The sequence below is a fragment of the Streptomyces sp. KR55 genome (assembly GCF_052245645.1).
Taxonomy (GTDB): Bacteria; Actinomycetota; Actinomycetes; order Streptomycetales; family Streptomycetaceae; genus Streptomyces; species Streptomyces flavusporus.
In genome coordinates this window covers 15,526-29,832 of record NZ_JBQQCE010000059.1, presented here as the reverse complement: position 1 = coordinate 29,832, position 14,307 = coordinate 15,526, and the positions used below count along the sequence as shown (strand labels likewise).

Annotated in this window: 11 protein-coding genes; all 11 read right to left on the bottom strand. The window is 68.5% G+C overall.

Going from position 1 to position 14,307, the window contains the following annotated elements; all coding sequences use genetic code 11:
* Nucleotides 1-2,201, bottom strand: a 2,201-nt coding sequence (locus tag ACTWQJ_RS11600; protein ID WP_443306550.1) for a M4 family metallopeptidase, incomplete at its 3' end; no start/stop codon positions are given.
* A gap of 732 nt (nt 2,202-2,933) precedes the next feature.
* The gene (locus ACTWQJ_RS11595) at nt 2,934-4,361 is read right to left on the bottom strand and encodes a sugar porter family MFS transporter (RefSeq protein ID WP_443306549.1); all 1,428 of its coding nucleotides are present in this window, start codon (nt 4,359-4,361) and stop codon (nt 2,934-2,936) included.
* 99 nt (nt 4,362-4,460) lie between these two features.
* Nucleotides 4,461-5,081 (bottom strand): histidine phosphatase family protein, encoded by a 621-nt coding sequence (locus ACTWQJ_RS11590; protein ID WP_443306548.1) that lies wholly within the window; start codon nt 5,079-5,081, stop codon nt 4,461-4,463.
* 42 nt (nt 5,082-5,123) lie between these two features.
* Entirely contained in the window at nt 5,124-5,297 is a 174-nt protein-coding gene (locus ACTWQJ_RS11585; protein ID WP_443306547.1) for a hypothetical protein, read from the bottom strand.
* An 85-nt stretch (nt 5,298-5,382) separates the two neighbouring features.
* On the bottom strand, nt 5,383-6,270 hold the full coding sequence (gene gnd / locus ACTWQJ_RS11580; protein WP_443306546.1) for a phosphogluconate dehydrogenase (NAD(+)-dependent, decarboxylating): 888 nt from the start codon (nt 6,268-6,270) through the stop codon (nt 5,383-5,385).
* A 1-nt stretch (nt 6,271) separates the two neighbouring features.
* On the bottom strand, nt 6,272-6,727 hold the full coding sequence (locus ACTWQJ_RS11575; protein ID WP_443306545.1) for a ribose-5-phosphate isomerase: 456 nt from the start codon (nt 6,725-6,727) through the stop codon (nt 6,272-6,274).
* The gene (gene pgi / locus ACTWQJ_RS11570; protein WP_443306544.1) at nt 6,727-8,373 is read right to left on the bottom strand and encodes a glucose-6-phosphate isomerase; all 1,647 of its coding nucleotides are present in this window, start codon (nt 8,371-8,373) and stop codon (nt 6,727-6,729) included. Before pgi ends, ACTWQJ_RS11575 begins: the two co-directional genes overlap by 1 nt.
* Nucleotides 8,366-9,355 carry a glucose-6-phosphate dehydrogenase assembly protein OpcA gene (gene opcA, locus ACTWQJ_RS11565; RefSeq protein ID WP_443306543.1) on the bottom strand — a complete coding sequence of 330 codons (990 nt, stop codon included), beginning with the start codon at nt 9,353-9,355 and terminating at the stop codon, nt 8,366-8,368. Before opcA ends, pgi begins: the two co-directional genes overlap by 8 nt.
* On the bottom strand, nt 9,352-10,887 hold the full coding sequence (gene zwf, locus ACTWQJ_RS11560) for a glucose-6-phosphate dehydrogenase (protein WP_443306542.1): 1,536 nt from the start codon (nt 10,885-10,887) through the stop codon (nt 9,352-9,354). Before zwf ends, opcA begins: the two co-directional genes overlap by 4 nt.
* Before the next feature lie 4 nt (nt 10,888-10,891).
* Nucleotides 10,892-12,070: a transaldolase gene (gene tal, locus ACTWQJ_RS11555; RefSeq protein WP_443306541.1), complete on the bottom strand. Its 1,179-nt coding sequence runs from the start codon at nt 12,068-12,070 to the stop codon at nt 10,892-10,894.
* Nucleotides 12,071-12,107: 37 nt separating this feature from the next.
* The gene (gene tkt, locus ACTWQJ_RS11550; RefSeq protein ID WP_443306540.1) at nt 12,108-14,204 is read right to left on the bottom strand and encodes a transketolase; all 2,097 of its coding nucleotides are present in this window, start codon (nt 14,202-14,204) and stop codon (nt 12,108-12,110) included.
* Nucleotides 14,205-14,307 lie beyond the last annotated feature (103 nt).

Genomic DNA, 14,307 nt, shown 5'->3' with positions numbered 1-14,307 from the left:
CGGAGTTTCCAGGTGCCGTTGGCGGGGAGTGCCGAGGCGTCGACCGTGTAGGTGGCGTGCAGTTCCGTGCCGGTGTCCCAGATGAAGTCCTTCACGAGCAGCACGGTGCCGTCGTCGCTGACCAGGCTGATGACCTGGCCTCCGATGAAGTCGTGCACCAGGTCGACGGTGACCTTGAGGTCGCCCGGTGCATTGCCTTCGCGGCCGGTGACGACGAGCGGGGACTCGATGGTGCGCCAGTTGGGGATGTCGTAGCGGGCGGGGTTGACGAAGTGGTCGCCGCCCGACGCCAGGATGGTCCAGGTGAAGGGGAGGGTGAGTGTCTCAGCCGCGGAGTTCCTGATGGTGACGGCCGGTGTGAAGCGGCCGGCCACCGTCGGGGTGCCGGCGATCAGGCCGTTCGTGGCGTCGATGGACAGGCCATCGGGCAATCCGGTGGCGGAATAGGTCAGGGCGCCCGGCCGCGTGGACGCCGCCTCGATCCGGCGACCGGTCGGCTGGCCGACCGCGGCGTCCCGGGTCGACGGCGCTTGTGCAGCGATGTGGTTGACGTACCGGGGACCGACGTTGACGGCCGCCCAGGCGTTGCCGACGGCTTCGTACGCGTCACTCGACACGCCGAACAGATCGGCCGCGGCCTGGAGCGTGGCGGTTCGGGCGCCCGCGTAGTCGGTGTTGCTGGTCATGTAGCGAGTCAGGGCCCGATACCAGACGTTGGTGGCGTTGTGCAGTCCCAGCCCTGACACCGGCAGGCCGTCGTAGGTGGGGCTGTCGTAGTCGACGCCGTTGATGGACTTCTTTCCGCTGCCTTCGGCAAGCAGGTAGAAGAAGTGGTTGGCGACGCCGGAGCTGAAGTGCGGGTCGAGTTTCCTGGTCTCCGCGGTCCAGTAGTCCTGGGACGTGCCCTTGGCCGAGGCGTCCTTGGAGGGCTGGTCCATGTAGCGCAGCGGCTTACCGGTGCCGCGGACGTCGGCGAGTTCGCCGAACCGGTAGTCGGGCACATCCGCAGGGCTGTTGGCGAAAAACTCCACGGCGGTGCCCATGATGTCGCTGGTGGCCTCGTTCAGACCGCCGGATTCGCCAGAGTAGATCAGGTTCGCGGTGGCGGAGGTGACACCGTGGGTCATCTCATGGGCGGCGATGTCGAGTTCGGTCAGCGGCCGGGCATTGTTCAGGCCGTCGCCGTACGTCATGCAGAAGCAGAGGTCGTCCCAGAAGGCGTTGGCGAATCCGTCGCCGTAGTGGACGCGGGAGCGGGCGCCGACGCCGTCGTCGGCTATGCCGTTGCGACCGAACCTGTCGTGGTAGAAGTCCCATGTCTTCTGCGCGCCGTAGGCGGCATCCACGGCCGCCGTCTGGCGGTCGGCGGACGTTCCGTCACCCCAGATATCGTTGTCATCGGTCAGCAGGGCACCGTTTCCGCCGACCCCGGTCAGGTCGTACGTCGTGTGGCCACCGCGCTGAGCATCCGTCAGCTCGTAACGGTCGCCGCTGCGTACGGTGCCGATCTGCACCGTGCCGCTGTACTGGCTCACGCCCGTACCGGAATGGATCTGCTCGAAACTCTGCAGCCGCGCGCCGCTTTGCGCGTCGGTCACGACGTGCAGGCTGCTCGGGGTCCCGTCCTCCTGCACACCGCTGATGACGGTCTCCCAGGCCAGGCTCGGCCTACCGACCCCGGAGCCGGCCCAGACGACCAGCCGTGGCGCGCCCTCGGACGCGGCTTTCCGGGTCTTCTCCGCCTTCGCAACGTCCAGGGCCGACGTCTTCGCCTTCGTGGCCGGGACGGCGGCCTCGGTGGTCGGAACCGAAAGGGGTGCCGCCGACGCCTGGGTGACGGTACGGGAGGCACCGCGCTCGTGGATCACCAGGTCGCCGCCGAGGACCGGCAGCCCGGCGAACGTGCGCTCGTAACGTGTGTGCACGGTGCCATCGGCATCCTTGATGACGTCCTTCGGTACCAGCTTCTCCCGCTTTCCCAGTTTCAGCGAACGCGCGGTCGTGGTGCTCGAGTCCGTCGCCTCCTTGAGCATCTTCTCCCGTTCCGCGGAGGAGAGTTGGACGGCTCTGGCGCCGGGTCTGGGTTCCGCGACGATCTGCCTTGGCGCCCGATCCACGCCGGGGGCCCCGGGCTCGGCGCTCCAGGCTGGGAGCGTCGAGCCGATTAGCGCGACCATCGTGCCGACCGCGATCAGCGCCATGCGTCCACCAACGGACATACCACAACGAGAGGGAGGGGGCGTCGGAGACGCAAACACCTCGGTGGTGCGGAATTTGTCTGTCACTGCTGCAACTCCTTGCACCCGGCTGTGTGATGACAGCCGGATAGAACGAGGGTCGAAGGCTGGAAGAGCCTCCGACGAGGAGGCGTGCGATGGGTCGCCCGGGCGCTGCAGAGATCGTTCCAGTCGGATAGTCAACTGTCACCATTCCGGGGATGGTTGTCCGAAAGTCGGTGAGCCGATCGCTGTCTGGCTTGCGCTGCGCGCAGTGGATCACATGGGCCTTTACCTGGCGGCAACACGGGTCTCGTCAGCCTTTTGGCCACTTCCCGACCATGGTTGGCGCATCCGCCTCGCCCCCAAACTGTGGTGTCCCACCACATGTGCCTCTGACCTGCGTGTTTCTACCTTGTGCCGGCACGAGCGATCGTTGCGTTCCTCAAGCGGACCGACGCCCTCGTACCCCGGGCACGGAACACCGGCATGGGGATCTGTTCCGCCTCACGTATCAGCTGAGGGCCTGCACCGCGAAGCGCAGAGGCCCACTTGGCCGGGGGCGTCGGGAACGGGCTGGGTGGTGTCGCCGTCCACTGAGGCTGGACACCCAGGAAGGGCCTCCGACTTCGGTCGGAGGCCCTTCCAGTTCTTTCAGCGGAGTTCTTCCGTGGAGTCCCTGGCCGAGGAACAGCGTTGCAGGGAAGCCCTGTCAGCTCAGCCCATGTCCACCAGCTGCCTGCCCTTGGTTTCCTTCACGAAGACGGAGACGAAGCCCAGAGACAGCAGTGCGAAGGCGGCGTAGATGACGTACGTCGCCGAAAGGTCCCAGTCCGACATGCGCGGGAAGGTCTCGGTGACCGCCCAGTTCGCGATCCAGTTGAAGGCCGTCGCCGCCGACATCGCGGCCGCACGGATCTTCAGGGGGAACATCTCGCCGACCATGACCCACAGGACGACCCCCCAGGACGCGGCGAAGAAGAACACGAAGGCGTGCGCGGCGACCAGCGCCACAGTGCCCTGGGTGTCCGGAATCGACAGGCTGTCGCCGCTACCCGTCCTGTACGAGAACGCCCAGGCGGCCAACCCTAGTGAGACCGCCATGCCCGCCGAGCCGATCAGGGCCAGCGGCTTGCGGCCGATGCGGTCGATGAACAGCACCGCCACGACCGTACCGATGATGTTGATGATCGAGGTGGAGAGACTGATCAGGAGCGAGCCGGACTGGTCGATGCCGACGGACTGCCACAGCATCGACGAGTAGTAGAAGATCACGTTGATGCCGACCAGCTGCTGGAAGACGGCCAGGCCGATACCGGCCCACACGATGGGCAGGAGACCGAAGCGGCCGCCGAAGAGGTCGCGCAGCTGCGGCTTGTGACCTGTCCTGAGGAAGTGTTCGATCTCGCTGATCCGGGCCTCGGTGTCGGCCTCCTCGCCCTCGACGTCGTGCAGCGCCGCGCGCGCCTGATCCGGGCGACCGGAGGCGATCAGATAGTGCGGGGACTCCGGAATGCGCGAGGTGAGCAGGAAGTACGCCACAGCCGGGACGACCGCGGCCATGAGCATCCACTGCCACGCCTCCAGCGGGCCGAGCGGGCTCTCGCTCCGGCCGTCCGCACCTTGGGCGATCGCCCAGTTGACGAGCTGTGAGGCGGTGATGCCGAGCACTATCGCCGCCTGCTGGAAGGACGCCAGACGCCCTCGGTACGCGGCGGGGGCGACCTCGGCGATGTACGTGGGACCGATCAGCGAGGCCAGGCCGATCGCGACGCCGCCCACGACGCGCCAGGCGCCGAGGTCCCATACGGAGAAGGGCAGGGCGGATCCCAGTGCGCTGATCGCGAAGAGGGCTGCGGCCAGGTGCATCACACGCAGCCGCCCTATGCGGTCGGCGAGACGCCCTGCGAGGCCGGCGCCGACGGCGGAGCCGAGCAGCGCGGAGGCGACGATGGTGCCGGTCTCGCCGGAGGAGACGTCGAAATGATGCTGGATGCCGGTGACAGCACCGTTGATGACGGCGCTGTCATAGCCGAAGAGAAAGCCGCCGATGGCTGCCGCGGCGGCGATGAAGGTGACGCGGCGGAGATTGCCTGGCGCACCCGGCCGGACCGGCAGGGTGCGGGGGATGGCGTGCGTGGGCATGGCTTGGCGTTCCGTTCAGGAGACGGGATGGGGGTGCCGGGTGCGGGCCGGTGCCGCTGATCAGGCGGCAGTGAGGAGTGATCAGGCGGTGATGAGGTGTCAGGCGGCGGTGCGGGTCTCGGTCGGCAGTGCGGCGTTCCAGCCCGTGAGCACGGGACGGCCGTGCTCGGTGCCGAGCCGGCTGACGGTTCCGGTGCCGAGCAGGAACAGGGCGCCTGCTGCGGGTGGCAGGCCGAGGCGGCGTGCGGTCAACACCCGCAGGAAGTGGGCGTGGGCGACCAGGACGACATCGCCCGCAGTGGGGTCGCGCAGGACGGGAGCGATCCGCGCGAGAACGCGGTCGGCCCGGGCACCGATGTCCTCCGGACTCTCCCCGAGGTGTCCCTCGGGCCCGGGGGCGACGCCGTCGGTCCACAGGTTCCAGTCGGGAAGGGTGCGGTGGATCTCGGCCGTCGTGACGCCCTCGTAGCCGCCGTAGTCCCACTCGTGTAGATCCGCGTCGACCGTTGCGCCCTCCAGACCGGCCAATTCTGCGGTGCGTACGGCACGCTGGAGCGGGCTGGTCAGAGCGAGGGCGATCGGACGGTGCGCGAGCAGGGGCGCAAGGGCTCTCGCCTGCTCCTCGCCATGGGCGGTGAGGGGCAGGTCCGTGTAGCTGGTGTGCTGACGTGACAGGGTCCACTCGGTTTCACCGTGCCGGACCAGGACGAGCTCACCCATGACGGGTCATCTTCTTTCATAAGCGAGGGGTGTAGTGGGTGGTCAGTGGTGGCAAGCCAGGCGGACGCTCCAGCGCTCTCCGTCGACGTATTCGGCGGCACCGACCCCCACGGCCCGGACGCCGTCCCAGCCTTCGCGTACCTGTTGGGCCTCGGTGGCCATGACGTCGATGATCCGGTCCGGATCGTGGGGAGTGGGGGTGCGGACGCGGGACATGGCCTCGCCCTTGGATCCACGACCCCGGCGACGATCTTGGTACCGCCGAGGTCCACCCCGACCGTCAGACCGTCGGTCTGCATGGTCAGTTGCCGTCGTTCACGGTCTCGACCGCATGGCCCCCGAACTGGTTGCGCAGGGCCGCGATCATCTTCATCTGCGGGGAGTCGTCCTGGCGCGAGGCGAAGCGAGCGAAGAGGGAGGCGGTGATGGCGGGCAGCGGCACGGCGTGGTCGATTGCGGCCTCGACGGTCCAGCGGCCCTCGCCGGAGTCGGCGGCGTAGCCCTTCAGCCGCTCCAGGTGCTCGTCGTCGGTGAGGGCGTTCACCGCCAGGTCGAGCAGCCAGGAGCGGACGACGCTGCCTTCCTGCCAGGAACGGAAGACCTCGCGGACGTCGGTGACGGAGTCGGCCGCCTCCAGCAACTCCCAGCCCTCGGCGTAGGCCTGCATCATGGCGTACTCGATGCCGTTGTGAACCATCTTCGCGAAGTGGCCCGCGCCGACCCTGCCGGCGTGCACGAACCCGAAGTCCCCCTCCGGCTTGAGCGCGTCGAAGACCGGCTGGACGCGCGCCACCTGTTCCTTCTCGCCGCCGACCATCAGGGCGTAACCGTTCTGCAGACCCCAGACACCGCCGGAGACCCCGGCATCGACGAAGCCGATGCCGAGCGCGCCGAGTTCGGCGGCGTGCTTCTCGTCGTCCGTCCAGCGGGAGTTGCCGCCGTCGACCACGATGTCACCGGGCGAGAGCCGGGTGGCGAGTTCGTCGATGACGGCCTGGGTGGGGCCGCCCGCGGGGACCATGACCCATACGGCCCGTGGGCCGTCCAGCTTCGCGACCAGCTCGGCGAGGCTGTCCACGTCGGAGACGGCCGGGTTGCGGTCGTAGCCGATGACGGTGTGTCCGGCCCGGCGGATGCGCTCGCGCATGTTGCCGCCCATCTTGCCCAGGCCGATGAGACCGAGGTTCATCTCAGTGCATCCTTTGCTGTTCGTAGTCGGTGAGCATCCCGATGCGGCGGATGTGGCGCGGATCCTCGCTGAACGGGGTCTTCAGGAAGACCTCCACGAGGTGCGTGGCCTCCATGACGGAGTGCATCCGGGCGCCGATGCTGAGGATGTTGGCGTTGTTGTGTTCGCGTCCGAGCCGCGCGGTCTCCTCGTTCCAGGCCAGAGCGGCTCTGATCCCGTCGACCTTGTTCGCGGCGATCGCTTCGCCGTTGCCGGAACCGCCGATGACGACGCCGAGGCTGCCCGGGTCGGCGACGACACGGAGGCCGGTCTCCAGGACGTACGGCGGATAGTCGTCGCCCTCCCGGTAGGTGTGCGGCCCGACGTCCACCGGCTCGTGGCCCAGTTGCATGAGCCGGGGGACGAGCGCCGCCTTCATCAGGTATCCGGCGTGGTCGGAGCCGAGGTAGACGCGCATCAGCGGCCTCTCAGGGAGCGGTAGGCGGCGACCAGGGCGGTCGTGGAGGCGTCCAGGCCGGGCACCTGGCCTCCTTCGGTGAGGGCGGGCTCGATGCGCTTGGCGAGGACCTTGCCGAGTTCGACGCCCCATTGGTCGAAGGAGTCGATGTCCCAGATCGCGCCCTGGACGAACACCTTGTGTTCGTACAGCGCGATGAGCTGGCCCAGCACCGACGGTGTGAGGGAGGTGGCCAGGATCGTCGTGGTGGGCTTGTTGCCGGGGAAGGTGCGGTGCGGGACCTGCTCCTCCGCTGTGCCCTCGGCGCGCACCTCGTCGCTGGTCCTGCCGAAGGCGAGGGCCTGCCCCTGGGCGAAGAGGTTGGCCATCAGCAGGTCGTGCTGGTCCTTGAGCTCCTGGCTGAGCTCCTCGACCGGCGCGGCGAAGCCGATGAGATCCGCCGGGATGACTTTCGTGCCCTGGTGGATCAGCTGGTAGTAGGCGTGCTGTCCGTTGGTCCCGGGGGTGCCCCAGACGACCGGGCCGGTCTGCCAGCCCACCGGATTGCCGTGCCGGTCCACGGACTTGCCGTTGGACTCCATGTCGAGCTGCTGCAAGTACGCCGTGAACTTCGACAGATAGTGGCTGTACGGCAGCACGGCGTGCGACTGCGCGTCGAAGAACGAGCCGTACCAGACGCCCAGCAGACCGAGCAGCAGCGGAGCGTTGGCCTCCGGTGGCGCCGTGCGGAAGTGCTCGTCGACCAGCCGGAAACCGTCCAGCATCTCGCGGAACTTCTCCGGGCCGATGGCGATCATCAGGGACAGGCCGATGGCGGAGGGGTACGAGTAGCGGCCGCCGACCCAGTCCCAGAACTCGAACATGTTGGCCGTGTCGATGCCGAACTCGGAGACCTTGGCGGAGTTCGTCGACAGGGCGACGAAGTGCTTCGCGACGGCTTCGTCGCCGGCGCCCAGTCCGGCGAGCAGCCAACTGCGCGCGGATGTCGCATTGGTGATGGTCTCGATGGTGGTGAAGGTCTTGGACGCGACGATGAACAGCGTCTGGGCCGGGTCCAGATCGCGCACTGCCTCGTGCAGATCCGCGCCGTCCACATTGGAGACGAAGCGGAAGTCGAGGTCATGTGCGGTGTAGGGGCGCAGGGCCTCGTATGCCATGGCGGGGCCCAGGTCCGAGCCGCCGATGCCGATGTTCACGACGGTCCTGATGCGCTCGCCGGTGTGGCCGGTCCAGGCGCCGGAGCGGACCTGCTCCGCGAAAGCGCTCATCCTGTCCAGCACGGCGTGCACGGCCGGGACGACGTTCTCGCCGTCGACCTCGATCACGGCGTCGCGCGGTGCGCGCAGGGCGGTGTGCAGTACCGCGCGCTGCTCGGTGACATTGATCTTCTCGCCCCGGAACATCGCGTCGCGCAGGGCGGTCACGCCGCGTGCCTTCGCCAGGTCCTGGAGCAGCGCCAGCGTCTCGTCGGTGATCAAGTGCTTGGAGTAGTCGATCAGCAGATCGCCGACGCGGACGGTGAACAGCTCCGCCCGTCCGGGATCCCAGGCGAACAGCTCACGCAGGTGGAGGTCACCGAACTCGGCACGGTGCTTGGCGAGTTCGATCCACTCGGGCAGCTGGTCGAGGCGGGCGGTGTCAGACATGTTCGTGCTCCTGGTTCTTGCGTATCTCCGCCGGCGGGGTCACCTTCGCCCGGATCTCCGGGGCGGGTGAGGTGGCCCTGGCGCGGAGCGCAGCGGCGTACGCCTCGTCGGGGTCGAGTCGACGCAGCTCCTCGGCGATGAGTTCAGCGGTGGTGCGGACCTTCAGAGCGAGAGTCCGCGTGGGCTGGCCGGGAATGGCCAAACTGGCCAGTGGGCCGTCGGGTCGGTCGATGTGGATCTCGCCGTCCGCGGTATGCAGTCGTACGGCGGTGACCACCGGTCCGTTCGTGACGACCTGCTCGACCGGCACCTTCAGCCGGTCGGCGAACCAGCCGGCCAGCAGCTCGGCGCTGGGATTGTCGGCTTCGCTCTCCACGACGGCGGAGGTGATGGCCGTCCGGGCCTGGTCGAGTGCGGCGGCGAGCATGGAGCGCCATGGGGTGAGCCGGGTCCAGGCCAGATCGGTGTCGCCGGGTGCGTAGGAGGTGGCACGGACCGCAAGTTCGCGCAGTGGCTGCTCGACCGCGTAACTGTCCGTGATCCGGCGCTGGGCGAGCGCGCCGAGAGGGTCCTGGGCCGGGTCGGCCGGGGCGTCGACCGGCCACCAGACCACCACGGGAGCGTCGGGCAGCAGCAGCGGCAGCACCACGGAGTCGGCGTGGTCGGCCAGTTCGCCGTGCAGCCGGAGCAGTACTGTCTCGCCGGACCCGCTGTCGCCGCCGACCCGCACCTCGGCGTCGAGGCGGGCGGTCCCGCGGTCGCGCGGGGAGCGGCCGGATCGCTTGATGACCACCAGGATGCGGGCGGGATGCTCCCGGGAGGCGTCGCCGGCGGCCTTGAGGGCGTCGTAGTGGTTGGCTTCGTCGGTGACGATGACCAGCGTCAGCACCATGCCGACGGCGGGGCTGCCCGCGGCCCTGCGTGCCTGCACCAGAGCTGAATTGATCCTGCTGGATGTGGTGTTGGTCAGGTCGGTGTTCATGGCCGCCGCCAGCTCCGTCCGTCTCGTGCGAGCATCTTGTCGGCCGCCTTGGGACCCCAGGTCCCGGCGGTGTACTGCTCGGGCCTGCCGTGGCGGTCCCAGTGGTCCTCGATCGGGTCGAGGATCCTCCAGGACTCCTCGACTTCCTCCGTGCGCGGGAAGAGGTTGGCGTCGCCCAGCAGCACGTCGAGGATCAGGCGCTCGTACGCCTCGGGGCTGGACTCGGTGAAGGACTCGCCGTAGGCGAAGTCCATGGTCACGTCCCGGATCTCCATCGAGGTGCCGGGCACCTTGGAACCGAAGCGGACCGTGACACCCTCGTCCGGCTGGACGCGGATCACGAGCGCGTTCTGGCTCAGCTCTTCCGTGGCCGTGCGGTCGAAGGGCGAGTGCGGGGCGCGCTGGAAGACGACGGCGATCTCGGTGACCCGGCGGCCGAGCCGCTTGCCGGTGCGCAGGTAGAACGGCACCCCGGCCCAGCGGCGGTTGTCGACCTCCAGCTTGACCGCGGCATAGGTGTCGGTCTTCGACTGCGGGTCGATGCCGTCTTCCTGGAGATAGCCGACGACCTTCTCACCGCCCTGCCAGCCGGCCGCGTACTGGCCGCGCACGGTGTCCCTGCCCAGGTCTGCGGGGACCTTGACGGCCTTGAGGACCTTGAGCTTCTCGGCGACGAGGGATTCAGCGTCGAAGGCGCCGGGTTCCTCCATGGCCGTCAGCGCCAGAAGCTGCAGGAGGTGGTTCTGGATGACGTCGCGCGCCGAGCCGATGCCGTCGTAGTATCCGGCCCGGCCCCCGATGCCGATGTCCTCGGCCATGGTGATCTGTACGTGGTCGACGTAGGACCGGTTCCAGATCGGCTCGAACATGGTGTTGGCGAACCGGAGCGCCAGGATGTTCTGGACGGTCTCCTTGCCCAGGTAGTGGTCGATCCGGAAGACCTGATCGGGTGCGAAGACCTCGTGGACGACCTGATTCAACTCCTGCGCGGAGCCAAGGTCGTGGCCGAAGGGCTTCTCGATGACAGCCCGCCGCCAGGACCCCTCGGGCGCGTCCGACAGACCGTGCTTCTTCAGCTGCTGGACGACCTTGGGGAAGAACTTCGGCGGTACAGAAAGGTAGAACGCGAAATTGCCGCTCGTACCGCGTGCGGCGTCGAGTTCGTCGACGGTCTCGCGGAGCCTCCTGAACGCCTCGTCGTCGTCGAACTCACCGGGAATGAACCGCATTCCGTCTGCGAGCTGCTGCCAGATCTCCTCGCGGAACGGCGTACGGGAATGCTCCTTGACCGAGTCGTGGACGATCTGCGCGAAATCCTCGTTCTCCCAGTCGCGCCGTGCGAACCCGATGAGCGAGAAGCCCGGCGGCAGCAGCCCGCGGTTGGCCAGGTCGTACACGGCGGGCATCAGCTTCTTGCGGGACAGGTCGCCGGTGACGCCGAAGATGACGAGTCCGGAGGGGCCCGCGATACGCGGGAGCCGCCGGTCCTGGGGGTCACGCAGCGGGTTCACCCAGCCGCTGATCTCCGACATCGCGTCAGACCTCCTCGCGCGCGAGGCGCTTGATCTCGACGGCAGTTGCGGTCATCAGGTCGCTCCACGCCTGCTCGAACTTCGCCACGCCCTCGTCCTCCAGCAGTTGGACCACGTCGTCGTACCGAATACCGAGGGCGGCAATGGCATCGAGATCGGCGCGGGCCTGGGCGTAGGTACCGGTGATGGTGTTTCCGGTGATCTCGCCGTGGTCGGCGGTGGCCAGGAGCGTGCCCTCCGGCATGGTGTTGACGATGCCGGGGGCGACCAGTCCGGTGACGTAGAGGGTGTCCGGGTAGGCGGGGTCCTTCACGCCGGTGGAGGCCCACAGCGGGCGCTGCGTGTTGGCGCCGGCCTGTGCCAGGGCGGCCCACCGGTCGGAGGGCCGTATCGACTTGTCGGCAGAGCCGAACACGTCCTCGTACGCCTGGTAGGCGAGGCGGGCGTTGGCCAGGGCTGCCTTGCCCTTGAGGGACCGGGCCTTCTCGCCGCCGATCTTGTCCAGGCGCTCGTCGATCTCCGTGTCCACACGGGAGACGAAGAAGGAGGCCACCGAGTGGATGGCCGACAGGTCCAGGCCGGCCGCTCGGGCCTTCTCCAGCCCGGACAGGTAGGCGTCCATGGCCTCGCGGTAGCGGGCGAGGGAGAAGATCAGCGTGACATTGACGCTGATACCCCTGGCCGTCACCTCGGTGAGGGCCGCGAGACCGGCCTCGGTGGCCGGGATCTTGATGAGGACGTTGTCGCGATCGACGAGCCAGGCGAGCTGTTCTGCCTCGGCGACCGTGGCGGCGGTGTTGTGCGCCAGGCGCGGGTCGACCTCGATAGAGACCCGGCCGTCCCGGCCTCCGGACGACTCGTACACGGGGCGCAGGATGTCTGCGGCGCTCCGCACATCCGCGATGGTGATCATGCGGATCGCCTCGTCGACGGTGACGCCACGGGCGGCGAGGTCGGCGAGCTGCTGTTCGTAGCTTTCCGCAGCCTCCGGCCTGGTCGAGCGGGGAGAACCCCATCCACCGCTGATGGCCTTCTGGAAGATCGACGGGTTGGTGGTGACACCCACCACGTGCTCCTCATCGATGAGTTCGGCGAGGTTGCCGGAGGCGATCCGCCCCCGGGACAGGTCGTCGAGCCAGATCGAGACGCCTTCGTCGGAGAGGCGCTTGAGTGCATGGGACATGGGACTACGTCTCCTGGGAGAAGTGATGGCGCGTCGCTCAGAGGGACACGGTGTCGGTGCCGAAACGTGAGTCGAGGGCAGCGCGGGCAGCCGCGGCGACCGCGTCGGCGGTGAAGCCGAACTCGCTGAAGAGAGTCTTCGCGTCGGCGCTGGCCCCGAAGTGCTCGAGAGAGACGATGCGGCCGGCATCGCCGACGTAGCGGTGCCAGGTCAGGCCGATACCGGCTTCGACGGCGACGCGGGCGGTGACCGCCGGGGGCAGCACGCTGTCCCGGTAGGCGCGGTCCTGCTGCTCGAACCACTCCACGGACGGCATGGACACCACGCGGGTGGGGATGCCGTCGGCCTGCAGCTGCTCGCGGGCGTCGACGGCCAGCTGCACCTCGGAGCCGGTGGCGAGCAGGATCACCTGCGGCTTGCCGCCTGCCGCTTCGAAGAGGACGTAACCGCCTCGTGCGGCATCGGCGTTGGGCTCGTACGTGGGGACGCCCTGGCGAGTCAGCGCCAGCGCGTGCGGCGCGGGGTCTATGGCGTGGCGCTTGACGATCTCGGCCCACGCGATGGCGGTCTCGTTGGCGTCCGCCGGGCGGATGACGTTCAGGCCCGGGATGGCGCGCAGGCTGGCCAGGTGCTCGACGGGTTGGTGGGTGGGGCCGTCCTCCCCCAGGCCGATGGAGTCGTGCGTCCACACATACGTGACCGGCAGCTTCATCAGCGCGGCCAAGCGCACGGCGGGCCGCATGTAGTCCGAGAAGACGAGGAACGTGCCACCGTAGATACGGGTGTTGCCGTGCAGCGCGATGCCGTTCATGGCCGCGCCCATGGCGTGCTCACGGATCCCGAAGTGGACTGTGCGGCCGTACGGATCCGCCTCCGGCAGCGGATTGCCGTCCGGGAGGAAGGACGACGTGGCGTCAATCGTGGTGTTGTTGGAGCCCGCCAGGTCGGCCGAGCCGCCCCACAGCTCGGGGATGACCGCGCCGAGCGCCTGCAGCACCTTGCCGGAGGCCGCGCGGGTCGCCACGCCCTTGCCGGTCTCGAAGACCGGCAGCGCGTCTTCCCAGCCCGCGGGCAGCTCGCCCGCCTGGATGCGGTCGAACTCGGCGGCGCGCTCAGGATTGGCCGTGCGCCACTCCTCGAACCGCTTGGCCCACTGCGCGTGCGCCTCGCGGCCCCGGTCGACGGCCCTGCGGGCGTGCGCCAGTACCTCGTCGGCTACGTCGAAGGTCTTGTCGGGGTCGAAGCCCAGCACCTGCTTGGTGGCGGCGACCTCGGCGTCACCAAGCGCCGAGCCGTGCGCGGCCTCGGTGTTCTGGGCGTTGGGGGCGGGCCAAGCGATGACGGTGCGGGCGGCGATGATCGACGGGCGGTCCGTGACGGCTTGGGCGGCGCGGAAGGCCGCGTACAGCGCGTGCACATCGAAGTCGCCGTTCTCGGCCTGCTCGATGCGCTGGACATGCCAGCCATAGGCCTCGTAGCGCTTGAGGACATCCTCGGAGAAGGCGGTCGCGGTGTCGCCCTCGATGGAGATGTGATTGTCGTCGTACAAAACGATCAGGTTGCCCAGCTTCTGGTGGCCGGCAAAGGATGACGCCTCGGCGGAAATGCCTTCCTCCAGGTCGCCGTCGCCCACGATGGCCCAGATGGTGTGGTCGAACACCGATTCACCGGCAGGGGCGTCCGGCTCGAACAGACCGCGCTCGAAGCGGGCGGCCATCGCCATGCCGACGGCGTTGGCGATGCCCTGGCCGAGCGGTCCCGTGGTCGTCTCGACGCCGGCCGTGTGGCCGTACTCCGGGTGGCCCGGAGTCCTGGAGCCCGAGGTGCGGAACGCCTTCAGATCATCCAGCTCCAACCCGTAACCCGACAGGAACAGCTGGTTGTAGAGGGTCAGCGAGGTATGGCCCGGGGAGAGGACGAAGCGGTCCCTGCCGACCCAGTGCGGATCCGACGGATCGTGCGTCATCAGCTTCTGGAACAGCAGGTACGCGGCGGGCGCCAGGCTCATGGCGGTGCCCGGATGGCCGTTGCCGACCTTCTGCACGGCATCCATGGCCAGTACCCGGGCGGTGTCGACGGCCCGTCGGTCCAGCTCGGTCCACTCGAGGTCGGTGTCGGTCGGCTTGGTGCTCATTCTGATCAGCGGTCCTTCTCAAAGAGCCAGTTGTTGGGAGACGTGGAGGTGAGACCGGTGAGCGTCGGTGCTACGAGGCGGCGTCGCCGGAGCCGGTGCGCCC

Coding starts and splice junctions, on each gene's coding strand:
- ACTWQJ_RS11595 (WP_443306549.1), bottom strand. CDS start 4,361: ATGCCCACGCACGCCATCCCCCGCACCCTGCCGGTCCGGCCGGGTGCG.
- ACTWQJ_RS11590 (WP_443306548.1), bottom strand. CDS start 5,081: ATGGGTGAGCTCGTCCTGGTCCGGCACGGTGAAACCGAGTGGACCCTG.
- ACTWQJ_RS11585 (WP_443306547.1), bottom strand. CDS start 5,297: ATGTCCCGCGTCCGCACCCCCACTCCCCACGATCCGGACCGGATCATC.
- gnd (WP_443306546.1), bottom strand. CDS start 6,270: ATGAACCTCGGTCTCATCGGCCTGGGCAAGATGGGCGGCAACATGCGC.
- ACTWQJ_RS11575 (WP_443306545.1), bottom strand. CDS start 6,727: ATGCGCGTCTACCTCGGCTCCGACCACGCCGGATACCTGATGAAGGCG.
- pgi (WP_443306544.1), bottom strand. CDS start 8,373: ATGTCTGACACCGCCCGCCTCGACCAGCTGCCCGAGTGGATCGAACTC.
- opcA (WP_443306543.1), bottom strand. CDS start 9,355: ATGAACACCGACCTGACCAACACCACATCCAGCAGGATCAATTCAGCT.
- zwf (WP_443306542.1), bottom strand. CDS start 10,887: ATGTCGGAGATCAGCGGCTGGGTGAACCCGCTGCGTGACCCCCAGGAC.
- tal (WP_443306541.1), bottom strand. CDS start 12,070: ATGTCCCATGCACTCAAGCGCCTCTCCGACGAAGGCGTCTCGATCTGG.
- tkt (WP_443306540.1), bottom strand. CDS start 14,204: ATGAGCACCAAGCCGACCGACACCGACCTCGAGTGGACCGAGCTGGAC.